Origin of the sequence: Acrocarpospora phusangensis (genome assembly GCF_016862995.1) — a bacterium.
In the GTDB taxonomy this organism is placed as follows: Bacteria; Actinomycetota; Actinomycetes; order Streptosporangiales; family Streptosporangiaceae; genus Acrocarpospora; species Acrocarpospora phusangensis.
In genome coordinates, this window is sequence record NZ_BOOA01000026.1 from 24,377 (window position 1) to 48,973 (window position 24,597).

Genomic DNA, 24,597 nt, shown 5'->3' on the forward strand with positions numbered 1-24,597 from the left:
CGACCAGGGAAAGACGTCGCGTCTTTCCGACGGAAGAATACTCCGGGAATGGACTCTGGTGGCCCAGGAAAAAGAAATCGAAGTGGCTCCTGGCGTGACTTTCCCCGCCTGGGCGTACAACGGCCGGGTGCCGGGACCCACGCTGCGCGCGACCGAGGGAGAACGCCTGCGCATAACCCTGGTCAACCATTCGGCCCACGCCCACACCATTCATTTTCACGGCCTCCACGCGGCGGCGGTCGACGGCACCGCGGGCGTCGGCCTCGGGCTGGTCCAGCCGGGCGAGCAGACCGTCTACGAATTCGACGCCGAGCCGTACGGCCTGCACCTCTATCACTGCCACGTCACCCCGTTGGCCCACCACATCGCCAAAGGCTTGTACGGCGTCTTCCTCATCGACCCGAAGGAGGCCCGCCCCGAGGCCGACGAACTCGTGATGGTCATGAACGGCTTCGACACCAACTTCGACCGCGCCAACGAGCTCTACGCGGTCAACACCATCCCGTTCGTCTACATGAGCGAACCCGTCAAGGTCACCGTGGGCGAGCCGGTCCGCATCTACCTCGTCAACGTCCTGGAGTACGACCTGGTCAACTCCTTCCACGTCCACGGCAACTTCTTCGACTGGTATCCGACCGGCACCTCCAAGAAGCCGGTGGAGCACACCGACACCGTCATGCTCTGCCAGGGCCAGCGCGGAATCCTCGAAATCACGTTCCCCCGCGAGGGCCGCTTCATGTTCCACGCCCACCAGTCGGAGTTCGCCGAACTCGGCTGGATGGGCTTCTTCGAAGCCGGGCCGCGGAAAGAGCCGGTCACATGACCCGGCACACGAGCGGGCGCGGCGGTTCCCGCCTGAAGACCTGGCTGCTCGGCCTCCTGCCGCTGGCCATCGTCGCCCTGGCCGCGCTGGGCTTCGCCGTACTGGACGGGCCGGGACTGACCGAGCGCAACGGGCCTCCGGCCGAGGAGCTCGTGGTGGAGCGGACGACGCTCGCGGCGGGCTCCATCGAACTGGTCGTGCGCAACGCGGGCCCCGACCCGGTCACGCTCGCGCAGGTCGCGGTCAACGACGCCTTCGCCGACTTCCGGATCGGCGAACCGGTGATCGGCCGTCTCGGCTCGACCAGCGTGCGCATCACCTACCCGTGGGTGGACGGCGAGGCGTACGAGGTGGCGCTGCTCACCTCGACCGGGGGAGTGGTCGGCCACGAGATCCCTGTGGCCGTGCTGACTCCCGATCCGTCCGGGTTCATCGGCCTGATGGCGCTTCTCGGGACGTACGTCGGGGTGATCCCGGTGGCCATCGGCATGCTCTGGTTGCCCTGGCTGCGGCGGGTTCCGCCGGGCTGGATCAGAACCCTGATGGCGCTGACCATCGGGCTGCTCGCCTGGCTGGCGATCGACGCGGCGCTCGAAGGCATGGAGGTCGCCAACGAGGGCGCGGGCGCGCTCGGCGGGGCCGGACTGGTGGGGATCGGGGCGATCGCCGCATACCTCGTGCTGTCCGGGGTGCAGGCGTGGATGACCGGCAGGCCGGGACAGCAGGGCGGACATCGGCTGGCGCTGCTGGTGGCCGTCGGCATCGGCCTGCACAACCTCGGTGAGGGGCTGGCCATCGGTTCCGCCTACGCCGTCGGCGCGCTCGCCCTCGGCGCGACGCTCGTCGTCGGCTTCGCCATCCACAACACCACCGAGGGCCTGGCCATCGTCGCCCCGGTCAGCGAGGAACGCGTCTCCGCCCTCCGCCTGTCCCTGCTGGGGCTGGTCGCCGGCGGTCCCGCCATCCTCGGCGCCTGGCTCGGCGCGGCCACCACCCAGCCCGCGCTCGCCGCGCTCCTGCTGGGCCTCGGCGTCGGCGCGATCGCGCAGGTCATCCTCCAGATCGCGCCGTCCATGCGGGACGGCTCGGGACGGCTGCTCCATCCCCTCAGCATCACCGGCATCCTCACCGGAATGCTCCTCATGTACGCCACGGGACTCCTGACCTGAGCCGTACGAGCCCGGACCGTCAATGCGGCCCGGGCTCGCCGGAGGTCACCGGTTCTGCGTGACGACCGGCCGCTTGTCCTTGGGCAGGGCCTCGATCATCTCCCGGGGCATGTTGATCGTGTCCGCGCTGACCTGGGGCGGCAGGTTGGCCATCCACTGGGTCGCCGAGATGTCCTCGAACCGCGGGTGGCGGAACATCTCCAGGAAGACCAGCGGCTCGTTCCCCAGGTTCTCGACATAGTGCCCGTACGCGAACGGCACGTACCCCACGTCGCCCGCCCGGAAGTCGAACGTCCGCGCCAGCCCCGAGCTGGCGAACACCCCCATCCGCCCGAAACCGGAGATGTAGTACTGCCACTCGTCGTTGGTCGGGTGCCAGTGCAGCTCCCGCATGCCGCCCGGTTCGAGCTCCACCAGCGCGGCGCAGATGGTGGTGGACGCCTTGAACGTGGTCGAGTCCACGATCCGTACGGTCCCGCCGGGGAAACGCTGCGGAGCCTGGGCGAGCATGCGGTGCGAGAACCAGTCCGGCACGTCGCCGGTCGGGCTGACGACCTGGTCGGAGTCGAGCCGGGGCGGCACGTCGCCCTGGAAGATGTACTTCTCCCGCTCCGGCATGTTGGCCATCTGGTCCGGCGTCCAGCCGAAGTTCTTCGCCAACACGCTCTTCGGCGTGTGCGCGAAGAAGTCGCTCATCATGAAGGTCGAGTTCTCCGAGAAGTTGCCGTCGTCGAACACCAGCAGGAACTCCACCCCCTCCTCCAGCGCCTGGATGTAGTGCGGGATGCCCTTCGGGAAGAACCACAGGTCACCCTTGCGCACGTCGTCCAGGAAGTTGCGGCCCTCCTGGTCGACCGCGCCGATCCGGCAGCCGCCCTCCAGCACGTACGCCCATTCGGCCTCCTTGTGCCAGTGCAGCTCGCGGTAGGCGCCCGGGTTGAGCTTCATGTCCACCCCGGCCAGCGTGGTGGCGATCGGCAGCTCCCGCGCGGTCACCTCGCGGGTCCAGCCGCCCTTCTCCAGCCGGGTGTGCGCCATCGAGAAGGAGAACTTCATGTTGGGCACGGTGCCGCTGTCGGTCTCCGGCGGCGTCAGCATGTCCGGGTTCTGCAGGTCCAGCTCGATGTTCCGGGGACCGGTGTCGGTCCCGCCGTGGCCGTTGCGTTGCGGCTGCGGGATCCGCTGCTGCTTCGACTCTTTCTTCATATGAGATCGTCCTTCCGGATCGTGTCAGGTGGAACAGGCCGCGGCGGCAGCAGGAAGAGGGCGCGGACGGCTTCCGCGCCGCCCAGTGCCCCCAGGGCGAGCGGGATGGCGGCACAGGTGAGGATGAGGGCCAGAGTGAGCCATTCCGGCGAATCCGAGAGGGACGACACCACGGCCAGCAGCGCGAACACGAGCAGCTTGAAACGCGTCCTCGACACCGAGATCGGCACGCAGATCCCCCGATCCGCCCGGCGTACGGCGGTGCGGGGTTCCAGGTCTTCCGGAGTGCGCATCGGGAGGTCTCCTCGTGGAATCGGTCAGAAGAGCAGGGTGAACGGGAGCGAGCAGGCCAGCAGGGCGACCACGGCGCCGGCGGCGGCCGCGGTCCAGGTCGTGAGCCGGGCGTTCACCAGCGGGCCCAGCAGCGCGCGGTCGCGGCAGAAGTAGACGAGCAGGAACAGCACCACCGGTACGCCGAGGGAGATCGTCACCTGGCTGAGCACCAGCAGGCCGGTCAGCGAGGCCCCGGAGAGCAGAGCCAGGACCGCGGGGGCCATCGTGACGAGCCGGCGCACGTGCACGGGCACCCGCCGGCCCAGGAAGCCCCGCATCACGACGTCGCCGGCCAGCGTGCCGATGCCGGCCGAAGAGACGCCCGAGCAGAGCAGCGCGACGGCGAACGCGAGGGCGGCGGCCCCGCCGACGCGGGCGGCCAGCTCCGCGTGCGCCGCCGGCAGGTCCCCGGTCCAGGTGCCGTCCGTGGCCGCGCCCAGCCCGGCACCGAGGGCGATCATCGAGACGTTGATCACCGTGGCGATGCCCAGGGCGAGCGAGCAGTCCAGGCGCAGGACCCGGCGGACGAACGCCGGCCGCCGCCAGGCGTCCTCGGTGGAGACGCCGCGCCCCTGCACGAGCGCCGAGTGCAGGTAGACCGCGTGCGGCATGACCGTGGCGCCGACGATGCCCATCGCCAGCAGCAGCGCGGTCGATCCGCCCAGATCGGGGATGAGACCGGCGGCCAGACCGCTCGCGGACTGGTGGCCCACGAAGAGGAGGTCGTAACCGATGCCCGCGCCCACGAGCAGCAGGGCCGCGGCGCTCATCAGCTCGAACGGCCGGGTACGGCCTCTGCGGCGCAGTTCCAGCAGGAGCAGGGACACGATCGCCGTCACCACGGCGGAGACGGCGACCGGCATGCCGAACAGCAGGCGCATGCCGATGGCCGCGCCCACGAACTCCGCGAGGTCGGTGGCGAGGATGACGATCTCGGCCTGGAGCCAGAGCATGAGGGTGCCCCACCGGCTGAACCGCCGCCGGCACAGCTGGGCGAGGCTCATGCCGGTGGCCATGCCGAGTTTGGCGGCCTGGAACTGGACGAGAATCGCCACCAGGCTCGCGGCGACGACCACCCAGACCAGCTGGTAGCCGAGGGTCGCGCCCGCGGTCAGGTTGGTGGCTATGTTGCCGGGGTCCACGTACGCGATGGCCGCCACGAAGGCCGGGCCGAGCAGGTGCGCAGCCTGGGGCTTCCGCCGTGGCCGGGCGTGGCTGACCTGCGACGTCCGTCTGTCCCAACCCGTGCCAGGGACGATCGCCGACTTTCTCAAGATCGCCCCAATACTATAGATCAGAACATTTAAGGGTTGTTATGCCGGAGTGGCGATACACGGCTAGGAATACCCCTGAATAGACGAGCATGAAACGCGAACAATTCCCCAACTTCAACCGCACTCACTTTTCAAATCAAACCAGGATCTATCAGCACAAATCCCCACGAATAAGCATTTGTCGTAAATGGGCTATAGGGGTCTTGTGGGGTGGTGGGTGATGTGGCGGTGGCGGGTGGATGGCGCCGGTGCGGCGAGGAGCGTCACCTGCGCTAACGGCGCCGGATAACGGCGAGGACCCGGCGTCCTCGCTCGTCTCTGCCGGGTCCCCAAGCACGCTCGCCGACTCTCTGCGGCATCACCCCGCGGGGTGTGTTGTGGCTCACATCGCTGGGTTGTCACGAAACGGGGGTGCTATCTCGTCATGACTTGTGACGGTTTCCAACGTGAGGACGAGATCATGTCGAAAGCGCACACCACCACGCTCCGCGACCTCCACAAGCCGGGCGACCCGCTGGTCCTGCCCAACGTGTGGGACGTCGCCAGCGCCGCCATCGTGGCCGAAGCGGGTTACCCGGCCCTGGCCACGGCCAGCGCGTCGATCTCCGCCATGCTCGGGCACAGCGACCACGAGGGTGCACCCGTGGACGAGATGCTCGACATGGCCACCAGGATCGTCCGCTCGGTGGACATCCCCGTGACCGTGGACGCGGAAGCCGGATACGGCCTGCCGCCCCAGGAACTCGTACGCTGGCTCACCGGCATGGGCGCGGCCGGATTCAACTACGAGGAGACCGACCACACGACCGGCCGGCTGGTCGACGTGGACACCCAGGCCGCCCGTATCGCCGCACTCCGCGACGCGAGCGAAGACCTCGTGATCAACGCCCGCGTCGACCTCTTCCTGACCGGCTCCACCACGGTCGAGGAGGTCGCCGAACGCGGCCGCCGCTACCTCGAAGCCGGCGCCGACTGCGTCTTCCCCATCCTGGCCCCCTCCGAAGAAGTGATCGCCGACCTCGTCAAAGCCATCCCCGGCCCGGTAAACGTCACCTTCCTCCCCGGCATGAACCTGGCCAGACTCGCCTCCCTCGGCGTCGCCCGCATCTCCTTCGGCCCCATGACCTACCTGACCGCCCTGGACGCCCTCAAATCCATGGCCACCCGCATAAAATCCGGCGCAGACCCCTACGCCGCCTAACGGCTCACCATCCGCCGGGTTCTCGCCGTTATCCGGCGCCGTTAACGCAGGCGAAGCTCCTCGCCGCACCGGCGCCAGCGGGGTGGCGAGCTTGGAGCATGTGGATATTTCCGGATGGGATCGTCTTAGGCCGCATAGCATTCGAGCGTGATTGCGATGGTTGTGGTTGCCTTTGTGGTGATTGGCAGCCACGTCGCGCTCGCAGTCGGCGGGGTGGAGTTCGCCGCGCGGTCGGCGCCTGCGAGTCGCCGGGGGCGGATGCGGGGGACGCATCTGGCTTGGGGGACGATTGTGTCGTTGGGCGCCATCCTGGTGATGGCATCTATTGCTTGGTCGTCCAATGAAGAAGGTCAGTACGACGACTTCGGGTCGATAATGACCGCCCAGGCCGCCATGCTGGCCGGCGCGGTACTGCTTTGTGGTCTGGGTCCGCTCGCGCCGGGCGTGCTGGGGCTTCTCGGCCGCTGGTCGGCGGGCTGCTGGTGTGGCCGACGACTGTTTCGAGCGGTTGGAGTGCGAGCGATCGGGTGCCCTTCGACACCCCATGGCTGCCGATCACCGTGCTGGTCTTCGGGCTGCCGCTTCTCGCCGCCGCGATCGCGGCTCTCCCTTTCCCGTATCGTCCGGTCGATTTCGCCAAATAATCCTCCAGCGGCAGCCCTGGAACTAGGGTGCATGTCTTTAGTGGGAAATTTCCTAACTGGCCGTCGGTGGTAAATCGCGGCGTCGCCGGGCGCATGGACATCGCGCGAAATCCACGATGTGATTAGCCGATCCAATAATTCAAAGGACCGGAGAATCGCGTGCACATTCCGTGGAATATGGGCAGAATTGCGCTGGCGTTCGTGGCCGCCGCCGGGCTCAATGTGGTGAGTGCCGGGATTGGTTCGGCGGCCGATGACCGGGGTGTCCGGGTCGTGCGCTTCCTGGGGGAGCAGCGGCTGCCGTACGGGATGGAGGTCAAGGGGACGACGCTGGGTGGGTTGTCGGGGATCGATCGGGATCCGCGTACGGGGACGTGGTATTTCATCTCTGATGATCGGTGGCGGTATCAGCCTGCGCGGTTCTACACCGGGCGGTTGGACTTCAATGGTGTGAGCGGGGCGTTCACCGGGGTCAGCATCGACAAGGTCACCACGTTGTCGCGTGCGGACGGCAGTCCGTACCCGGCGTATGGGAAGGCTGACGCGGCTGATCCGGAAAGCATCAGGTATGACCCGGTGAGCCGGAAGATTTTGTGGGCTCAGGAGGGTGACCGGCCTGAGGAGGGAAGGCCGGATATTCCGGTTTCGGATTTGTCGGTGCGATGGACCGGCGCTGACGGTCGTTACCGTGGCGAGCTGCAGATTCCGCGCAATCTACGCATGACCAACGAGAACCATGGACCTCGGCGTGATTTCGGGTTCGAAGGGCTGACATTCGCGCCCCGGAGCATCGCCGCGATCGTCGAGGGTCCTCGCTTCGAGGACGGCCCCTCGCCCACGACCAAGCACGGCGCACCGGCCCGCATCATGGTCTGGAACCGCAAAGGCCAGCCTCTCGCCCAGTACGCGTACCCGATCGACCCCCTCCCCGCCGCCCCCATCCCGCCCTCCGGGCACACCGACAGCGGCGTCTCGGAGATCCTCGCCATCGACGACCACCGGTACCTCGCCCTGGAGCGCTCCTGGATCGAGGGCGTGAACTACCGCGTCAAGCTGTACGAGATCGACCTGCGCGAGGCCACGAACATCCTGACCCGCGACAGCCTGATGACCAGGATGTTCTACCGCCCGGTCGAGAAGCGGCTGCTCCTGGACCTGAGCACCGAACGGCGGCAACCGACCCAGAACCTGGAAAGTCTCGCCTGGGGCCCCCGCCTCCACACCGGCGAACAGGTCCTCGTGATCGGCTCGGACGACAACTTCTCCGAAGGAGAGGCCACCCAGTTCCTCGCGTACGCGCTCCGCGGCCTCCCCGACGGACGCTGACCCAGGGTCCCCCCCGGGCCCCCGTCGCTGACAGAAGACCGGCATGGATCTCGACGAAGCACACACGGTGGGCCTACTGCGCCGTCGCGCTGATCCGCTCCCATTCGAGCATCCCGGGCGGCTCCCACTGCGCGTGCTGCCGCTGGAAGAGCTGCGCGGCCCGCGCGCCGATCCACTCCGCGGGCAGCAACTCCGCCGGCAAGGCAGGGTCGATCAACGCCATCCGCCGCCACGCGTGCACGAGCTGGGTGAGCCGGACGATCGGGTCGTCCGAGGGCGCGGTCGCGAACTCGGTCAGGAACTCCTCGTACTCGCGCTCGATCTCTTCGAGTTTCCACGCCTGGCGGACCATGGTGGACAGGTCGCCGCCGGCGAGATGCTCGGCCACGAAGATCTGGGCGTCCTTGAAGATGTCGGCCTCGTCCAGGACGAATTCGGCTTCTTTGGCCCGGTTGGTGTGGGTGCTGACCCAGACGCCGGGGGCGGGGCTGCCGAACCCCGACCACCGCAGGCGCGTACGCACCAGGTGGCGTGCCGCCCGGTTGGTCTCGGCGGCCCGCGCCAGCACCACGAGCCAGCGGCCGTCCCACTCCCGCTGTGTCGCGGTGAAACCGAAGATCCGCTCGGCGCCGATGGTGAGGAACTGCTCGAAAGCCTCGCTGAGCCCCCACCAGGTGTACCGGCCCGACCGTTCCGGGATGATCCAGCCGTCCGCGGCGGCCCGGGTGAGGGCCTGCCGGCAGGCGGTCTCCTCGACGCCGAGCCGTCCCATCGCGTCGACCAGGGCCGAGGTGGGCGCGGGTCGTTTGGCGGGACGCACGTAGTCGCCGAGGACGGTGATCAGCAGTCCGCGCGCGCCACCCGTGCCTGCGGCGTAGCGCCGGGACAGGGTGAACCTCTGCTGGGAAGCGTTACCGAAGGGCCCGGGCGGCTTGCGCCCGTCCGACGGAGCGGCACCGGTCACCGGATGTATGGCGGTCGGCGGGGACGCATGGGCGGATTGTACTTCTTCGCCCGGTCGCCTCATCGGCGTTTCCGCATCGGCGCCTGAAACTTTTACGAGAGTTTCGCTCCGGCCGAGCGTAATTCCTTGCCGTCGTCCGCAACGGTGGTCACGGCGCTCACCCAGGGTTACGAAGGCGCCGCCCGGCGCTGGGAGGGCCGTTCGATGACCGCCGCGCCGGTCTCGTCCTCAAGGACCGGTGTGTAACCGGCGCTCCGCAGCCCGGCGAGGGTCTCCCGTTCACCGACGGAGCTGATCAGCACGGTCGGTGCGATCTTGTGAAGGCCGAGTTTGGCCAGCGCCCGCGTGCGCGCGAGCTCGTCGATGAGGGTCTCGTCGTCGGATCGTACGCAGCAGCCGGAACGGACCACACGCATTCGCCCGTGGGTGCGGCCCACGTCCTTGATCAGGTATTCGAGGGGCTGTGGAAGCGGGGCCGTCGTCACGGCGGCCAGTCGCGTGAGCAGCTCATCGGCATCATGCCCGGCGTCGAGAGCCCGGCGAACCGTCGCCGCGCTGAACCGCCAGACCACCGCGTGGCCCTCCGACTCCCGGTCGGCGCTCTCGTCCAGCAGGGCGGCGAGTTCCCCGGTGGGGATCCCCCGGACGACAGCCGTCAGGTCGGCCTGGAAGACGGCGGTCGCCTGAGGCGCGGGGAGCATCCCGGTCAGCGCGGAGGCCAGCCTCTCCTCCACCGGCGTCCACGCCTGCCCTGAGCGGAGCAGGTCGAGAACGGTACGGCCGGCGTCGGTGAGGGTGCCCGTGGCGACCGTACCGAGCAGTTCGGCCTCTCGGAGGATGGCGGTGAGCTGGTCCGCTGTGTCAGGAGGGCCGGCGACCTGGTGAGGGCGGTGCCAGGTCGCGCAGGCGAGCAGATAGGGCAGCGTGTCGCCGCCTTTGCCGGGAGGCAGCGCGGCCAGTGCCTCGAACAGGGCATACCTGGCCCCGACCGCGTACGGATCATCGGGCGCGGTGAGGGCCACGGGCCATTGGCCGCCGGGCGGGAGGACGCCCGCCCAGGTGGTGATGAACGGGACCAGCCGCTCCGCCGGCGCGCGGCCCAGCCAGGTGTCGTACGCGCCGGTCGGCAGCAGGGTGACCACCGGGTCGGGCAGCCTGCCCCGGTATCCCTTGGGCCGTTCGACCGGTTCCGCGTGCGGAGCCAGCAACTGGGCCTGAGCGGCGAGGTCGAGCCAGAATCTGGCGGTCTCCTCGGATGTTCCGGCGGCCTTCGCGGCGCGCCTCGTATCGCGTACGGCGATGCCTCCGGACTTGCGTAGCGCGAGCGGCTGTTCGGCGCACACCGCGAGCAACCGCTCGATCTGGGAGATCGCGGCGGTGATGGCGGCTTGGGCGGAGCCGTCAGCCTGCGGGGCGGGAGGGAGATCGGCGGGCGGCTGTGGCGGGCGGGGGGTGAACGGCATGCGCGGCTCGCCGAGGACGGCTGTCGCGACCTCGATCGGCACCTCGGCCACATCCTCCGCCCCGGACGGCAGCAGCAGGCCGCGCCGGGCCAGCCAGTCGGTGTCCTGGTCGCCGGAGCCGCCCTCCCGGAAACGGATCTTGGGATTGGGCGAGTAGTCGTAGGCGCCCTCGTAGACGTGGGAGAGGACGCGCGACCCATGCCGGATCACGGTGTCCAGGTGGTCGCGGACAGAGGCGGGCGCCCCCGTGAGCAGAGCGCGCACCCGATCCGGGTCCGAAAGCATGTCGAGCACGTTGCGCTGGGCGCCTTCACGCGTCCCCGCCTTGGGAAAGCCCAGTTCGGCGGCGATTCGGTGGACTTCGGGCGCGTTGAAGTGGGCAGTGAGCAGTTCGGCGGCGGGCCGGCCCAGGCCCGCAGAATCGGCCAGGGCGACATGCAGCCCGAGAGCCACGACCACCTGCTTGCCGTGTGGCGGGAGCACCAGCGCCATCTCGGACAGATCGTCGAGAGTGGCCTTGGCGTCGGCCCTGAGCCCTTGGTCCGTACCCGCGAGCAGGTCGATGACGTCGGTTCTCGGCACCGCCCGGGTGGACGGGTCCATGGTGTGCCAATAGCCGGTCAGCCCACCGTGCCGGCGTGCGGCGAGCCAGGCCACGGCCGACAGCGCCTGGCTCTGGGGGAGCGTGCACTCCCCGATCATCGTGAGCGTCACGTGGTACTGCAGCAGCAGGCGGGCGAGGGCACGTGGGTTGACGCCCTCTTCGCTGACGAAACCGGTCCTTTCGAGGAGCACGCGGCGCTCGTCGGCGCTTTTGGACTGCAGCCATGTCGCCAGACGGCGCTCGGTGCTCATCGCCGCAGATTAACCCAGTCATGGACGGATCGTCGGCGCTTCGTGGTCCCTGTCCGTGAAGCCGGGACGATCCGTCATGGGTCGCTGAGCAGCGGGGAGGCTGGCCGCCGCCCTGAGGCGGCGGCCAGGCCCGTGCTCAACCGGAGCGGCGCAGGGAGTCGTAGAGCGTGACCCACTGGTCGGGGTGGACGAACGCCACCACCGCGTCACGGGCGATGCCCGCCCGCTCGAAGGCCGCGTCCACTCCGCCGTAATGAGGGCCGAGTGAGGCGTACAACGAGCCGCCGACACCGGAGAAGCCCAGCTCCACCAGTTCCTGCCACGCCACGCCGTCGTCGACGAGCGGCTCCGGCCGTCGCTCGATCCGCAGGATCGCCGAATCGACGGAGGGAACCGGCCGGAAACTCTCCCGGCTGACGTGGTCGAGCATCTCCCACGTGAACCACGGCCAGCTCTCCACCGTCACCAGGCTCCACCTGCCGAAGTCGCCGCTGCGCTTGCGGGCGTACTCCAACTGGGTGAGCAGGGTGGCGGAGGTCAGCTCCGGCGCCGCCAGGCACCACTGGACGATCTTCGACGTGATCGAGTACGGAATGTTCCCCACGACCGCGAACGGCTCGTCCGGCGGCCGTATCCCGGTGAAATCACCCTTGATGATCTTCAACTTGCTCCTGGCCCTGAGCTTGGCCACGAGCAGCGGATCGATCTCGTATCCCACGACGTCGGCGCCCGCCTCGGCCAGCGCCATCGTCAGCGCTCCCTCCCCGGCACCGGGCTCGAGCACGAGCCCCCTCGGCCGTGCGGCTTTGACCATCAGCTCCACGGCGTGCCGATCGACCAGGAAGTTCTGCGACAGCTCCCGCCGCGCCCGATCCCTGGGCGTGCGACCGCCACCGCTGTTCTTGGCCTTCTTCTGGGTATGCGAATAGTTTCCGTGCGCGAAATTCTGCGCCACAGCAAAAGCCCTCTCGGGTCCTCGAGATGAATGGGATCTCGACGGGCCCTGGGCTCGCGTCCTGCGAAGCTAGCGAGCCAGAGCCCGGCTGCTGCGCATCCTCATGAAACAGGTCCAGTACATGGGAAGCACCTTACGGAGCGCCCCCCGCGACCGCGACGCATTTTTCGGGGCGTCACGTCCTCACAGGTCGAGGCGGCCCGCGGCGCGCAGGACGGTGAGCGCGTCTGCGGTCACCCACGGATTGGCCCGCCGCGTGCTCGTGCCGCCCCAGTCGGCACAGTCGTGGTGCAGCGCGATCTCGGCCGACGTGCGGTAGTACCGGGCGTGCGCCGGCCAGCCGTCGGGGAGCCGCATCGATTCGAGCAGGTCGAGGGCGTCGGCGCAGCGCGGGTCGCCGAGCAGGTCCAGCTCCGTCATCGCCCTGAGCCCGCCGAGGAGGTCGTAGTGCCAGTACAGCGGATAGTGCAGCTTGGTGAACTCGGCGCGGATGAGCGCGCCGGTGCTCGCCCGGAAGGCCAGCCGGCGGGTGAGGAACACCTCGGCCGCTTCCCGGGCCACGCGTCTGGCCTGCGCGGTGCCGTACGCCCAGAGGCCGCGCATCGGCAGCAGCGTTTCGCAGAACGATGAGGTGTCGGCGGCGGGATCGCGGTCGCAGTTCCAGCCGCCGTCCGGCCACCGCCAGCGCAGCAGCAGTTCGACGAGGTCGTCGCAGCGGTCGTCGGCCAGGCCGAGCGTGTGGAGGAACCAGAGCGCGTTCCCCTGCTGGGACGCGTGCGCGCGGTGGCGGCCCCGCATGACCGGCACTCCGGCCCGGCGGTAGGCCGCCGCCTTCGTGGCGACCTCCACATCCTGCTGGTACGCCTCGTGCAGCCAAACGCCGAGAACCTGCTCACGCATCGGATGCAACGCCTCGTCGCCCGGCGGGTAACCGAGGTCGGCGAGCGCGGCGAGTGCCCAGTGCGCCCCCTGCCACTTGGCGTAGGCACCGGGACGTTCCGCCCGGTCGAACGGGGCGAGCAGCCGCCGTACGACCGCCGAGTCGCGGATCTCCTCCCGTAACGCCGTCTGCCCGGTCTCGCCCAGCACCCCCGAGCGCACCTTCCACCGGATCGCGGGCTCCGGCGAGGCCAGCAACGCCTCCACGAGGAATTCGTTTCCTGCCATTCGGGTGACCGTCCCTCATCCGCCTGTGGTCCAGGCTAGGGGCTGCTCATAACGCGGGGCCGGGAATGTGAGGGAGAAGCAACATGGAACGTTCTTGATGGGGGTTGGCCGGCGAAATACGCTCCGCGTGAGGGAACGGATGCGTGTGGTATGGCAAAAATGTTCGACACCGCGTTGCGCATGGACGCGGCAGGTCCCGGCGGAATTCCCACAATTAACAATCTTCGTTTTCTCCGTCATCCCGCGTGGTACGCGCTGGACCGGATAGCCCCGGGATTCCCCGGCCCGGTCGTCCCGCTGACCAGGGGAAACGGATCGATCGTCCTGCTCAGGGGTGAGGAGGCGGTCCGGCGGTACTTCACCGGCAACGACGTCTTCCACCGGATGGAGGACGGCATCTTCGCACTTCCGGAAGGGCGGGCCTGGTCCCGGATGTTCGACGCCGTGATCACCTTCAACGGGGAACGGCATCGTCGTGCGCGCAAGCTGCTGATGCCGGTGGTGCACAAAAGCGCGATGGATCACTACGCGGCCGTGTTCGCCGACACGTTCAAAAGGACCAGATTCGCGGCGGCGGACGGTGAGCCGTTCGACATGGCGGCCGAATTCCTCGATATCACGCGGGCGAACATGCTCACCTGCCTGCTCGGACTCGAACCGGACGAGGAGAACGTCGCCCTCGCCCACGCCGTCCACCGGCTGCTCCAGGACTCCGTGAACCCGATGGTCTTCCTGTACCAGAAGGAACGCGGCTGGACCCCGTACGGCAAGTGGACCCGGCAGGTGGCCGACGTCTACGAGCGGCTGGCCGGGATCATCGAGCGGAAACGCGCCGAGGAGCCGCGCCGGGACGCGTTGTCGATTCTCTGCCACACCACCGACGAGCACGGCGACTCGCTGAGCACCCCGGAGATCGCGGGGGAGCTGCACGGCCTGTTCGCGGCCGGGTTCGAGACCACCGCGATGTCGATGACGTGGGCGTTGCTGACCATTCTCGGCACGCCTGACCTGGAGGTCTCCGACGAGGAGCAGCTGGACGCCGTCGTCAGGGAGTCGCAACGGCTGATTCCGACGGTGCCGATCTCGCTGCCGCGACGGGTGATGGAGGACGTCGAGATCGAGGGCGCGCCGCCGATCCCGCGCGGGGCGCTGGCCTTCACCTCACCGCTGCTCGAACACCGCGATCCGGTGGCGTTCCCGGATCCGGGCGCGTTCCTGCCGTCCCGGTGGACGGACGCCCGGACCTCGCCGTACGCGTTCCTGCCGTTCGGGGTGGGGCAGCGGCGGTGTCTGGGGGCGTCGTTCGCGGATCTGCAGGTCAGGACGACGCTCGCCCTGATCCTCGCGGCCGGTCGGCCGCAGTTGCTGACCACGGAGGTGGACTATCACATCAGGTCCGGCGTGACGGCGTTCCCGAAGAAGGCGGTCATGGTCAGGACGGGCTCGGACGGACGCGCCGCGGGGCCGCTGTCCGGGACGGTCACCAAACTGTGGAAGTCAGCTTGACGATCGACGCAGCCGGGCCTGGACGCCGTGGTCGGCCAGGAGGTCGGCCAGCAGGGCCCGGCAGGCTGCCCCTTCGTCGGTGAAGACGCGTTCGTTGCCGCGCTGCCCGCGTTCGCTGTAGTAGACGTGCCAGCGGTCCTGGTGCCGTACCAGGCAATAACGTTCGTCCACGTCGGCGCCGATGCTGTGCACGTCGTTGCCGATGCCCCGGGCCTCGAGCCAGGCGGCCAGTTCCGCCGAGCGTGGATTCTCGATCACGTTCCCATTATGTGAACGAAAAGGTACCGCCATTCCCGGGGCAACTGGGGGCGAAAACAACTCCAATGGTTGATGTCGCTTTTGTGTATCGAATCGGCCGCCGAATACTGTGGACGGGAGCTGACCTGGGGGAATCTCATGCGGCAGTGGACCAGGCGGGAGGACGAGCGACTGCTCACCGGCGGGGGCCGGTATGTCGCCGACATGGCGGTGCCGGGATGTCTGGACGCCGTCTTCGTACGGAGCGAGGTCGCCCATGGCGTCCTGCGGGAGGTGGACTGCGCCGCCGCCCGCGAGGTGGCGGGAGTGGCCGGAGCGTGGTCCGCCGCGGATGTGCCGGATCTGCCCGATACTCCGTACACGCTGATGGCCAGGCTGGCGACGGAGGAGGCGGTCGCGGGCCGGGAGTGGCCGGTGCTGGTCAAGGACCGGGTGCGGTATCCGGGCGAGGCCGTCGCCGTCGTCGTCGGGGAGGACCGTTACCGCGCGGAGGACGGAGCGGCCGAGGTCGTCGTCCGGATCGACCCGCTGCCCGCCGTGGTCACGCCGTCGGCCGCCGCCGAAGACTCGGTACGCCTCTTCGACGACCTGAGCAACATCGCCTTCGAGGGCGAGACCGGCGAGCCGATCGAGGACGCGGTGTGGCGGGACGCCGCGGCCGTGGTGGAGGCCCGCTACCGCCAGCAGCTGCTGATGCCCACGCCGATGGAGTGCCGGACCATCCTCGCCCTCCCCGAAGGGGACCGGCTGACGGTGTGGTCGGGGCACCAGGCGCCCCACCGGCTGCGCGCGGAACTGGCCGCCGTGCTGGGCTGGCCGGTCGACCGTGTCCGCGTCATCGTGCCCGACACGGGCGGCGCGTTCGGCTCCAAGAGCGCGATCTTCCCCGAGTACGTGGCGGTGGCCTACCTGGCGTTGAAGCTGCGGCGGCCGGTGCGGTGGATCGAGGACCGCATGGAGTCCATGCTCACCGCCACCCGCGGCCGGGGCCAGGACCAGCGGGTCCGCCTCGCCGCCGACGCCGACGGGCACCTCCTCGCGTACGAGCTGGCCATCGACGCCGATGTCGGCGCCTACCCCCACCTGGCCGGGGCGATGCCCTTGCAGACCGCCCGGATGGCGACGGGTGTGTACCGGACGCCTCGGGTGCACGCGACCGTGCGTTCGGTGCTCACCAACACGATGGTGACGTATCCGTACCGGGGGGCCGGCCGGCCGGAGGCGACGATCGCGCTGGAGCGGACGATGGACGCGCTGGCCCGGCGTCTGCGGCTCGATCCGGCGGAGCTGCGGCGGCGTAATTTCGTGGCGCCGGAGAGTTTTCCGTACCGGACGCCGACCGGGCGGGTGTACGACAGCGGGGACTACGCCGCCGCGCTCGAACTGGCCCTGGAGACTCTCGACTACGCGGGCTGGCGCACCGAGCAGTCCCGCCGCCGCCACGACCCGGCGGCCCTGCCACTGGGCATCGGCCTGTCCTGCTACGTCGAACGTTCCGGGGGCGAAGCGGGCGTACTCCACGAATACGGCTCTGTCGAGGCGCACGAGGACGGCACGATCGTCGCCCGCTGCGGCTCGGCCTCCAGCGGCCAGGGCCACGAGACCACCTTCCCGGCGTTCGTGGCCAGGGAACTCGGCGTGGACCAGCGGCGCGTACGGCTCGTGGAGGGGGACACGGACGAGGTGCCCGACGGCGTCGGTTCCTTCGCCAGCCGGTCGGCGCAGGTGGCCGGGGCGGCGTTGCGGCAGGCGTGCGGCATGCTCATCGAGGAGGCACGCGTCCGCGCGGCCGAACTCTGGGAACTCCCGGTGGCCGAGGTGGTGTGGTCCGACGGCACGGTTTCCCCCAGAACGGGCGGGACGGCCGCCATGGACCTGGGCGAACTCGTCAAGGCCACCGGCCCCCTCCAAGCCGAGAACCGGTACGAATCCGGCATGGGCTTCCCGTTCGGCACCCACGCCGCCGTGGCCGAGGTGGACCCCGAACTGGGCACGGTGCACGTCCTGCGCCTGGTCGCCGTGGACGACTGCGGCGTCGTGCTCAACCCGATGCTCGTCAAGGGGCAGGCGTTCGGCTCGGCCGTCCAGGGCCTCGGCCAGGCCCTCTACGAGGGCATCCCGTTCGACGACGACGGCCTGCCGAGGCTGGCCCACGGGCTGCTGGACTACCTGGTGCCCACCGCCGCCGAAATCCCCCCGATCACGCTCAAAGAGACCTACACACCCACCCCGAACACCCCGCTGGGGGCCAAGGGCGCGGGCGAGTCGGGCTGCATCGGCACCCCGGCCGCGATCGTCAACGCCGTCGCCGACGCGCTGAGGCTCACCGACGCCGACGTGCTGCAGATGCCGCTCACCCCCGACGTGGTCTGGCGCGCGGCCAACCTCCGGGAGGCCGGATGAAACTCGCGGCATTCGACTACGCGGCGCCGCGCACGGTGCCGGAGGCCGTGGCCGTCCTCGCCGACGGCGGACGCGACGTCCGGGTGCTGGCCGGCGGGCAGAGCCTCCTGCTGGAGATGCGGCTGCACCGTCTGAGCCCCGACCTGGTGGTCGACATCAACGGGGTCGGCGGACTCGACCGGCTCGACGTGAACGACGGCACGGCCGAGGTCGGCGCCTTGGTCCGCCACGACGTGTTCGACTCGCCGCGGGCCGTGCCGGGACCGCTCGGCACGCTGCTCGCGCTCGCCGCCCCGAACATCGCGCACCCGCCGATCCGCGCCCGCGGCACCATGGTGGGCAGCCTGGCCTGGGCCCACCCGGCCTCCGAATGGTGCGCCATCGCGATGGCGCTGGACGCCGTGATCCGGCTGCGGGGTCCCGAGGGCGTCCGCGAGGTGCCGGTCCGCGACTGGTTCCTCGGCCCGTTCACGACCGCCCGCCGGCCCGGCGAACTTCTCCTGTCGGTACGGCTTCCGCTGCTCGACGCGCACACGGGCGTCGGCTTCCTGGAGCACCGGCGTACGCATTTCAGCTTCGCTCAGGTGGGGGTGGCGGTCGCGCTGGCCGTACGGGACGGGGTGGTCGAGGAGGCCCGGATCGGGCTGGCCAACTGCGCCGACCGGCCGGTACGGGCGTACGCCGCGGAGCGGGAGTTGAACGGCACCGAGGTCGGGCATTCGTTCGTACGCGCGGGCCGGGTCGCGGCGGAGCAGGACGCGGCGCCGCTGGCGGAGCCGTACGCGGATGTGGAGTACCGGCGGCAGGTCATCGCGGTGCTGGTCGCCAGGACGTTGCGCCAAGCGGCGGAAGGAGCCCCGCAGTGAAGATCACCCTTACGGTCAACGACGAGGCGTACCCGCTGGACGTGGAGCCGAGGCGCGTCCTGGCCGACGTGCTGCGCGAGGACTGCGGGCTGACGGGGACGCATCTCGGCTGCGAGCACGGAGTCTGCGGAGCCTGCACGGTCCTGGTGGACGGCAAGGCCGTGCGCTCCTGCCTCATGCTGGCGGTGCAGTGCGACGCCAAGGCCGTACGGACCGTGGAGGGCCTGGCGGGACCCGACGGCGAACCCCACCCCCTCCAGCGCGCCTTCTCCGCCGAGTACGCCCTGCAGTGCGGCTTCTGCACCCCCGGCTTCCTCATGATCGCAGCGGGCGCTCTGGACGCCGACCCGGACCAGATCGCCGGCTTGGTCGAGTCCAATATCTGCCGCTGCACCGGATACGAGCCCATCCGACGTGCCATCACGCACGCCACCCGGGGCGACGACTGACCCCCTGTATGCCCCGCTAACTGGGGAAACATCCCCCGACACGGCTCATAGTTGAATAAGTCGCTAACTTGTATAGTTCGTGTTTATGGCGGTAGGTTTGGGCCATGAGCGCATCCAGTACTCCGACCATCGCCGAGGAGTTGCGCGGGGCGGGCCTGCGAGTGACGGCCGCCCGTGTCGCTCTGCTCGAAACCGTCCGGGAGGGCAACCACCTGGACGTGGAGGCGATCGCCTCCGGGGTGCGTGATCGCGTAGGCCACATCTCCCTGCAAGCCGTGTACGAGGCCCTCCAGGCCCTCACCGCGGCCGGACTCGTCCGGCGCATCGAACCGGCCGGCAGCCCGGCCCGGTTCGAGGGACGCGTCGGGGACAACCACCACCACGTCGTGTGCCGCTCCTGCGGCGTCGTCGGCGACATCGACTGCGCGGTCGGCGAGACGCCCTGCCTGACCGCTTCCGATGCCCACGGCTTCGTGATCGACGAGGCCGAGGTCATCTACTGGGGCCTGTGCCCCGACTGCTCCACCGTTCGCAGCTCCGAGCACCGTTGAACAATTAGTCCGGAAGGATCCCCATGTCTGAGAACCATGACGCGATCGTCACAGACGACAAGCCGGAGGGCGGTGGCGGCTGCCCGGTCGCGCACGGGCGCATCGCGCACCCGACCCAGGGCGGCGGCAACAGCCAGTGGTGGCCGAACCGGCTCAACCTGAAGATCCTGGCCAAGAACCCGGCTGTGTCCAACCCCCTCGGCGACTTCGACTACGCCGAGGCTTTCCAGACCCTCGACTTGGCCGCCGTGAAGCAGGACATCGCGGAGGTGCTGACGACCTCCCAGGACTGGTGGCCCGCCGACTACGGCCACTACGGCCCGTTCATCATCCGGATGGCGTGGCACAGCGCGGGCACGTACCGGATCAGTGACGGCCGTGGCGGCGCCGGGGCCGGTCAGCAGCGTTTCGCCCCCCTCAACAGCTGGCCCGACAACGGCAACCTGGACAAGGCCCGCCGCCTGCTCTGGCCGGTCAAGAAGAAGTACGGCCAGAAGCTCTCCTGGGCCGACCTCATGATCCTCGCGGGCAACGTCGCCCTGGAGTCCATGGGCTTCAAGACCTTCGGCTTCGCCGGCGGCCGGGCGGACGTGTGGGAGCCCGACGAGGACGTGTACTGGGGCCCCGAGGCCACCTGGCTGGGCGACGAGCGCTACAGCGGCGACCGCCAGCTGGAGAACCCGCTCGCCGCGGTCCAGATGGGCCTCATCTACGTCAACCCGGAAGGCCCGAACGGCAACCCCGACCCGCTGGCCGCGGCCCGGGACATCCGCGAGACCTTCCGCCGCATGGCCATGAACGACGAGGAGACGGCCGCCCTGATCGCCGGCGGTCACACCTTCGGCAAGACCCACGGCGCGGGCCCCTCGGAGAACGTCGGCCCCGACCCCGAGGCCGCCCCGATCGAGGCGCAGGGCCTCGGCTGGCAGAACTCCTTCGGCACCGGCAAGGGCGGCGACGCCATCACCAGCGGCCTTGAGGGCGCCTGGACGAACACCCCGATCACCTGGGACAACAGATTCCTGGAGATCCTGTACGGCTACGAGTGGGAGCTGAGCAAGAGCCCCGCCGGCGCCCACCAGTGGAAGCCGAAGGACGGCGCGGGGGCGGGCACCGTGCCCGACGCGCACGACCCGGCCAAGAGCCACGCCCCGACCATGCTCACGACCGACCTCGCCCTCCGCGTGGACCCGGTCTACGAGCAGATCACCCGGCGCTGGCTGGCCAACCCCGAGGAGCTCGCGGACGCCTTCGCCCGCGCGTGGTTCAAGCTGACCCACCGCGACATGGGCCCGGTCGTGCGCTACCTCGGCCCGGAGGTCCCGGCCGAGACGCAGCTGTGGCAGGACCCGCTGCCCACGGCGACGTACGAGTCCGTGGACGCCGCCGACATCGCCGCGCTCAAGGAGCAGATCCTCGCCTCGGGCCTGCCGGTGTCGCAGCTGGTGTCCACCGCGTGGGCGGCGGCCTCGTCCTTCCGCGGCAGCGACAAGCGCGGCGGCGCCAACGGCGGGCGCATCCGCCTGCAGCCGCAGAGCGCGTGGGAGGTCAACGAGCCCGACCAGCTGGCGACCGTGCTGCGCGCCCTCGAAGGCATCCAGCAGACCTTCAACGCCGCCCAGACCGGCGGCAAGCAGGTCTCCCTCGCCGACCTGGTCGTCCTGGCCGGCAGCGCGGCCGTGGAGAAGGCCGCCGAGGACGCCGGCGTCGCCGTCGAGGTGCCCTTCACGCCGGGCCGCGTGGACGCCTCGCAGGAGCAGACCGACGTGGAGTCCTTCGCCGCCCTTGAGCCGGCGGTGGACGGCTTCCGCAACTACCTCGGCAAGGACACCCGGCTCCCGGCCGAGTACCTGCTGATCGACCGGGCCAACCTGCTGACCCTGAGCGCCCCCGAGCTGACCGTCCTCGTCGGCGGCCTGCGCGTCCTGGGCGCCAACTACCAGCAGTCGCCGCTCGGCGTCTTCACCGCCAGCCCCGGCACGCTGACGAACGACTTCTTCGTCAACCTGCTCGACCTGGGCACGACGTGGCAGGCGACCGCCGAGGACGCCAACGTCTTCGAGGGCCGCGACGCCTCGGGCGAGGTCAAATGGACCGGCACCCGCGCCGACCTCGTCTTCGGCTCCAACTCCGAGCTGCGCGCCCTCGCCGAGGTCTACGCCAGCGACGACGCCGGCCAGAAGTTCGTCACCGACTTCGTCGCCGCCTGGACCAAGGTCATGAACCTGGACCGGTTCGACCTGGTCTGACCTGAAGTCTGACGTCCAGGCCCGCCCTTCTGAGGGCGGGCCTGGACGCGCTGTATGGCGGCTGTATGTCCGGGCTCTAGGTTGGAAATGATGCTCGGCTTAATGATCCGTCAGCTGCGGCGGCAGAGAGTCCGCACCCTGACGACGCTCCTGGGAGTGCTCGTCGCCGCCACGGGGTTCACGCTGCTCACGGGGGCGGTGGAGACGTCGCGGCTGCAGGTGACCGGGACGGTCGACAAGAACTACCGCAGCGCGTACGACGTGCTGGTACGGCCGGGCGGGAGCCGTACCGGGCAGGAGGCGGCGCGGGGGCAGGTGCGGCCGAACTTCCTGTCGGGCCAGTACGGCGGGATCACGCTGGAGCAGTGGCGGAGCATCGGCGCGCTGCCCGGGGTGGAGGCGGCGGCACCGGTGGCGATGGTCGGATACACGCCGGTCACCGCGGCCGCGGAACTCGACCTGACCGAGCGGCTGGATCCCGCCGAGCGCGCGCAGCTGTTCCAGATCAAGCTGACCTGGCAGAGCGACCAGGGACTGTCCACGATCACCGATCCCGGCATGCGGCTCGTGTACGTCACCCGCAACCCGGTGCTCTGGCCGGAGTACACCACCACCGAGTCGATGGACATCGAGTTCGCCGGCTACCGGCACCAGGGCCGGCTCATCCAGGCCAAGCCGGACAAGTGCGGCGAGTTCCAGGAAGAGGGCAAGCCACCGGCCGAGGTGCTCCCGGGCGGACAGGTCAAGGTGATCTGCGCGGCCTCCGTCGCCTTCGAACTGGGCAAGACCGGCCTCACCCCCGAGGACAGGTCCCGCCTCCAGATCTTCCAAGCCCTCCTGGACGGCGGCTACGTCACCCAGCCCGGCCAGCCCACGGACGACCCGGTACGCCAGGACACGCTGACGGTACGCATCCCGTGGGCGATGCCGCTGCTGCTCGCCGCGATCGACCCGGTGCAGGAGGCCCGGCTGGTGGGGCTGGACAAAGCGGTCGTGTCAGGCCGCTACCTGCACCCCCTCGAAGCGCCGGCGCCTGTCGGAACCCGCATCGTCCGGGTGCCCTTCATGGTCTCGGCGAGCGCGCAGATCGACCAGCGGCTCACCGCCGACGTCGTCCGCCTCGACGGGCCGCCGAGCCTGACCGAGTGGCCTCTAAAGGGCCTGGGCGAAAGGGTGGCCGCGCTGCCGGGAGAGACCCTGACCACGGTCCGGTTCGAGGCCGAGGAGGCGTACCGGACGACCAGCGCGCGGCCGATCAGCGGTCCGCGTGATTCGTGGGTGGATCTGAACCGCATCCTGCGTTCCGGGCAGCCGCGGTACCTCGCCGGAGAGGTGCTCAGCCCGCAGCCGGTCAGCCTGGACGCGGGGCAGCTGTGGCGGCAGGATTTCGGGTGGCGCGTGGACGACTCCAGCCCGCTGTCGGTGCTGGATGTGGCGCTGCGGCCGGTGACGCGGCGGGAGCTGTTCGGCCCGGGCGGGGTCGGCCAAGCCCCGTTCCCGGAGGTGGTGGGGCATTTCGATCCGGCGCGGCTGACGGGTGGGACGGGACTCGCGTCGGTGCCCCTGGAGACGTACCGGCCCGCGGCCGCCACCGGAACGGACGCCGCCGCCCGCAAGGCCCTCGGCGACGAGCCGCTGCTGCCCGACGGCAACCCCGGCGCGTACCTCGCCACCCCGCCGCAGCTGCTGACCACGCTGCGGTCGCTGCCCCACCTCATCCGCGCCGACGACGAGACCCGCCAGGCACCGATCTCGGCCGTGCGCGTACGGGTGGCCGGCGTGACCGGCCTGGACGACCTGTCCCAGGAGCGCGTCAGGGACGTGGCCGAGCGGATCGCCACCACGACCGGGCTGGACGTCGACATCACGATCGGCTCCTCCCCGGGCCCGCGTACGGTCCGGCTGCCCGCCGGCTCCTTCGGCCGCCCGGAGCTGAACCTGCGCGAGGACTGGACCACCAAGGGCGTCGCGGTCGCGCTCATCAAGGCCGTCGACCGCAAGAGCGTGCTGCTGTCCGTGCTGATCCTCGCGGTGTGCGTGCTCTTCCTCAGCAACACCGTGGCCGCGTCGGTACGGGTGCGCCGCCGGGAGCTGGCCGTGCTCGGCTGCCTGGGCTGGCCGGCCTGGCGGCTGTCCACGCTCGTCCTGGGCGAGGTGCTGATCATCGGCCTCGCGGCCGGCGCGCTCGGCGTCGCGGCGGCCTTCCCGCTGGCCGCCCTCACCGGCATCACCCTGAGCGGCCCGCACGCGCTGCTCGCCGTCCCGGTCGCCTGCGGAGTCACCCTGCTGGCCGGGCTGGTCCCGGCGCTCCGCGCGGGCCGGGCGCACCCCATGGCCGCGATCCACCCGGCCGTGCTCAAGGTCGGCCGCGCCCGCCGCCGCCGCACCGTGTACGGCATGGCCGTCGGCAACGTGATCCGCGTCCCCGGCCGGAGCCTCGCCGGCGTGGTGGCCCTCGCGGTCGGAGTCGCCGCCGTGGGCATCCTGATCGTGATCACCCGCCAGTTCCACGGCACCGCCCAGGGCACCCTGCTCGGCGACGCGGTCTCCCTCCAGGTCCGGGGCGTCGACCTGGCCGCGGCCCTCACCACCGTGGCGCTCGGCGTGTTCGCCATCGCCGACGCGCTCTACCTGAGCGTGCGGGAGCGCGCCGCCGAACTGGCCGCGCTGCGCGCCTGCGGCTGGTCCGACCTGGAACTCAGCCGCCTGATCGTGACCGAGGGGGGCCTGCTCGGGTTCACCGGGGCCGCGATCGGGACGGCGCTGGCGCTCGGCGGCCTGTGGTCGTTCACGGGCGGCCTGAGCGTGGCGATGGTGACGGCCGTGCTGCCCGTCACCGCGGCGGGGGCGGGGCTGGCGGTGCTCGCCGCGGCCGTACCCGCCCAGCTCATGCGTGGTCTGCGGCTCGCGGCCGTACTGGCGGAGGATTGAGAGG

19 protein-coding genes are annotated in these 24,597 nt (G+C 70.1%); 11 read left to right on the forward strand and 8 right to left on the reverse strand.

Annotated features, from left to right (window positions below; genetic code table 11):
• The first annotated feature begins 58 nt into the window (after positions 1-58).
• Together Aph01nite_RS17275 and Aph01nite_RS17280 are read left to right on the forward strand one after the other, a co-directional pair.
• The gene (locus Aph01nite_RS17275) at positions 59-823 is read left to right on the forward strand and encodes a multicopper oxidase domain-containing protein (RefSeq protein ID WP_275419248.1); all 765 of its coding nucleotides are present in this window, start codon (positions 59-61) and stop codon (positions 821-823) included.
• Positions 820-1,992, forward strand: a complete 1,173-nt coding sequence (locus Aph01nite_RS17280; RefSeq protein ID WP_204041926.1) for a ZIP family metal transporter — start codon at positions 820-822, stop codon at positions 1,990-1,992. Before Aph01nite_RS17275 ends, Aph01nite_RS17280 begins: the two co-directional genes overlap by 4 nt.
• A 45-nt stretch (positions 1,993-2,037) precedes the next feature.
• Here the strand turns inward: Aph01nite_RS17280 and Aph01nite_RS17285 are convergent, their stop codons facing one another.
• The 3 genes from Aph01nite_RS17285 to Aph01nite_RS17295 are packed head-to-tail and all read right to left on the reverse strand — an operon-like array spanning position 2,038 to position 4,805.
• The gene (locus Aph01nite_RS17285) at positions 2,038-3,198 is read right to left on the reverse strand and encodes an oxalate decarboxylase family bicupin (RefSeq protein ID WP_204041927.1); all 1,161 of its coding nucleotides are present in this window, start codon (positions 3,196-3,198) and stop codon (positions 2,038-2,040) included.
• Positions 3,195-3,491 (reverse strand): hypothetical protein, encoded by a 297-nt coding sequence (locus Aph01nite_RS17290; protein WP_204041928.1) that lies wholly within the window; start codon positions 3,489-3,491, stop codon positions 3,195-3,197. The genes Aph01nite_RS17285 and Aph01nite_RS17290 overlap by 4 nt, the downstream gene beginning before the upstream one ends.
• A gap of 24 nt (positions 3,492-3,515) precedes the next feature.
• Positions 3,516-4,805: an Nramp family divalent metal transporter gene (locus Aph01nite_RS17295; RefSeq protein ID WP_204041929.1), complete on the reverse strand. Its 1,290-nt coding sequence runs from the start codon at positions 4,803-4,805 to the stop codon at positions 3,516-3,518.
• A gap of 460 nt (positions 4,806-5,265) precedes the next feature.
• On the opposite strand from Aph01nite_RS17295, the gene Aph01nite_RS17300 reads away from it, so the two are divergent.
• Positions 5,266-6,006 carry an isocitrate lyase/PEP mutase family protein gene (locus tag Aph01nite_RS17300; RefSeq protein ID WP_204041930.1) on the forward strand — a complete coding sequence of 247 codons (741 nt, stop codon included), beginning with the start codon at positions 5,266-5,268 and terminating at the stop codon, positions 6,004-6,006.
• 821 nt (positions 6,007-6,827) lie between these two features.
• The gene (locus Aph01nite_RS17305) at positions 6,828-7,976 is read left to right on the forward strand and encodes an esterase-like activity of phytase family protein (protein ID WP_204041931.1); all 1,149 of its coding nucleotides are present in this window, start codon (positions 6,828-6,830) and stop codon (positions 7,974-7,976) included.
• 73 nt (positions 7,977-8,049) lie between these two features.
• Here Aph01nite_RS17305 and Aph01nite_RS17310 read toward each other — a convergent pair whose 3' ends face one another.
• The 4 genes from Aph01nite_RS17310 to Aph01nite_RS17325 all read right to left on the reverse strand — a co-directional run bounded on the left by Aph01nite_RS17310 (position 8,050) and on the right by Aph01nite_RS17325 (position 13,380).
• Positions 8,050-8,940 carry a PaaX family transcriptional regulator gene (locus tag Aph01nite_RS17310; protein ID WP_204041932.1) on the reverse strand — a complete coding sequence of 297 codons (891 nt, stop codon included), beginning with the start codon at positions 8,938-8,940 and terminating at the stop codon, positions 8,050-8,052.
• A 167-nt stretch (positions 8,941-9,107) separates the two neighbouring features.
• Positions 9,108-11,258: a helicase-associated domain-containing protein gene (locus Aph01nite_RS17315; protein ID WP_204041933.1), complete on the reverse strand. Its 2,151-nt coding sequence runs from the start codon at positions 11,256-11,258 to the stop codon at positions 9,108-9,110.
• Between the two features lie 136 nt (positions 11,259-11,394).
• A complete protein-coding gene (erm, locus tag Aph01nite_RS17320) occupies positions 11,395-12,213 on the reverse strand; it encodes a 23S ribosomal RNA methyltransferase Erm (protein WP_204041934.1) in 819 nt (272 codons plus the stop codon).
• Positions 12,214-12,396: 183 nt separating this feature from the next.
• The gene (locus Aph01nite_RS17325) at positions 12,397-13,380 is read right to left on the reverse strand and encodes a hypothetical protein (RefSeq protein WP_204041935.1); all 984 of its coding nucleotides are present in this window, start codon (positions 13,378-13,380) and stop codon (positions 12,397-12,399) included.
• A 150-nt stretch (positions 13,381-13,530) separates the two neighbouring features.
• Here Aph01nite_RS17325 and Aph01nite_RS17330 point away from each other — a divergent pair, with 150 nt between their 5' ends.
• Positions 13,531-14,886, forward strand: coding sequence for a cytochrome P450 (locus Aph01nite_RS17330; RefSeq protein WP_204041936.1), 1,356 nt, complete (start codon positions 13,531-13,533; stop codon positions 14,884-14,886).
• Here Aph01nite_RS17330 and Aph01nite_RS17335 read toward each other — a convergent pair.
• Positions 14,878-15,144 (reverse strand): hypothetical protein, encoded by a 267-nt coding sequence (locus tag Aph01nite_RS17335; protein WP_204041937.1) that lies wholly within the window; start codon positions 15,142-15,144, stop codon positions 14,878-14,880. The two genes, Aph01nite_RS17330 and Aph01nite_RS17335, sit on opposite strands and share 9 nt — an antisense overlap.
• Positions 15,145-15,282: 138 nt before the next feature.
• Here Aph01nite_RS17335 and Aph01nite_RS17340 point away from each other — a divergent pair, with 138 nt between their 5' ends.
• From Aph01nite_RS17340 to Aph01nite_RS17365, 6 genes are all read left to right on the forward strand, one after another.
• Positions 15,283-17,547, forward strand: coding sequence for a xanthine dehydrogenase family protein molybdopterin-binding subunit (locus Aph01nite_RS17340; protein ID WP_204041938.1), 2,265 nt, complete (start codon positions 15,283-15,285; stop codon positions 17,545-17,547).
• On the forward strand, positions 17,544-18,413 hold the full coding sequence (locus Aph01nite_RS17345) for an FAD binding domain-containing protein (protein WP_204041939.1): 870 nt from the start codon (positions 17,544-17,546) through the stop codon (positions 18,411-18,413). The genes Aph01nite_RS17340 and Aph01nite_RS17345 overlap by 4 nt, the downstream gene beginning before the upstream one ends.
• Positions 18,410-18,862 (forward strand): (2Fe-2S)-binding protein, encoded by a 453-nt coding sequence (locus Aph01nite_RS17350; RefSeq protein WP_204041940.1) that lies wholly within the window; start codon positions 18,410-18,412, stop codon positions 18,860-18,862. Before Aph01nite_RS17345 ends, Aph01nite_RS17350 begins: the two co-directional genes overlap by 4 nt.
• Before the next feature lie 104 nt (positions 18,863-18,966).
• Positions 18,967-19,413 carry a Fur family transcriptional regulator gene (locus tag Aph01nite_RS17355; RefSeq protein ID WP_204041941.1) on the forward strand — a complete coding sequence of 149 codons (447 nt, stop codon included), beginning with the start codon at positions 18,967-18,969 and terminating at the stop codon, positions 19,411-19,413.
• 23 nt (positions 19,414-19,436) lie between these two features.
• Positions 19,437-21,662 carry a catalase/peroxidase HPI gene (katG, locus tag Aph01nite_RS17360; protein WP_204041942.1) on the forward strand — a complete coding sequence of 742 codons (2,226 nt, stop codon included), beginning with the start codon at positions 19,437-19,439 and terminating at the stop codon, positions 21,660-21,662.
• A gap of 102 nt (positions 21,663-21,764) precedes the next feature.
• Positions 21,765-24,593, forward strand: coding sequence for an FtsX-like permease family protein (locus Aph01nite_RS17365; RefSeq protein WP_204041943.1), 2,829 nt, complete (start codon positions 21,765-21,767; stop codon positions 24,591-24,593).
• Positions 24,594-24,597 lie beyond the last annotated feature (4 nt).

Excerpts from the sequence above, each read along its gene's own strand:
- Aph01nite_RS17340 (WP_204041938.1), top strand. The coding sequence starts at position 15,283 with ATGCGGCAGTGGACCAGGCGGGAGGACGAGCGACTGCTCACCGGCGGG.
- Aph01nite_RS17280 (WP_204041926.1), top strand. The coding sequence starts at position 820 with ATGACCCGGCACACGAGCGGGCGCGGCGGTTCCCGCCTGAAGACCTGG.
- Aph01nite_RS17325 (WP_204041935.1), bottom strand. The coding sequence starts at position 13,380 with ATGGCAGGAAACGAATTCCTCGTGGAGGCGTTGCTGGCCTCGCCGGAG.
- Aph01nite_RS17330 (WP_204041936.1), top strand. The coding sequence starts at position 13,531 with ATGGCAAAAATGTTCGACACCGCGTTGCGCATGGACGCGGCAGGTCCC.
- Aph01nite_RS17300 (WP_204041930.1), top strand. The coding sequence starts at position 5,266 with ATGTCGAAAGCGCACACCACCACGCTCCGCGACCTCCACAAGCCGGGC.
- Aph01nite_RS17315 (WP_204041933.1), bottom strand. The coding sequence starts at position 11,258 with ATGAGCACCGAGCGCCGTCTGGCGACATGGCTGCAGTCCAAAAGCGCC.
- Aph01nite_RS17365 (WP_204041943.1), top strand. The coding sequence starts at position 21,765 with ATGATCCGTCAGCTGCGGCGGCAGAGAGTCCGCACCCTGACGACGCTC.
- Aph01nite_RS17305 (WP_204041931.1), top strand. The coding sequence starts at position 6,828 with ATGGGCAGAATTGCGCTGGCGTTCGTGGCCGCCGCCGGGCTCAATGTG.
- Aph01nite_RS17345 (WP_204041939.1), top strand. The coding sequence starts at position 17,544 with ATGAAACTCGCGGCATTCGACTACGCGGCGCCGCGCACGGTGCCGGAG.
- Aph01nite_RS17285 (WP_204041927.1), bottom strand. The coding sequence starts at position 3,198 with ATGAAGAAAGAGTCGAAGCAGCAGCGGATCCCGCAGCCGCAACGCAAC.
- Aph01nite_RS17290 (WP_204041928.1), bottom strand. The coding sequence starts at position 3,491 with ATGCGCACTCCGGAAGACCTGGAACCCCGCACCGCCGTACGCCGGGCG.
- katG (WP_204041942.1), top strand. The coding sequence starts at position 19,437 with ATGTCTGAGAACCATGACGCGATCGTCACAGACGACAAGCCGGAGGGC.
- Aph01nite_RS17355 (WP_204041941.1), top strand. The coding sequence starts at position 18,967 with ATGAGCGCATCCAGTACTCCGACCATCGCCGAGGAGTTGCGCGGGGCG.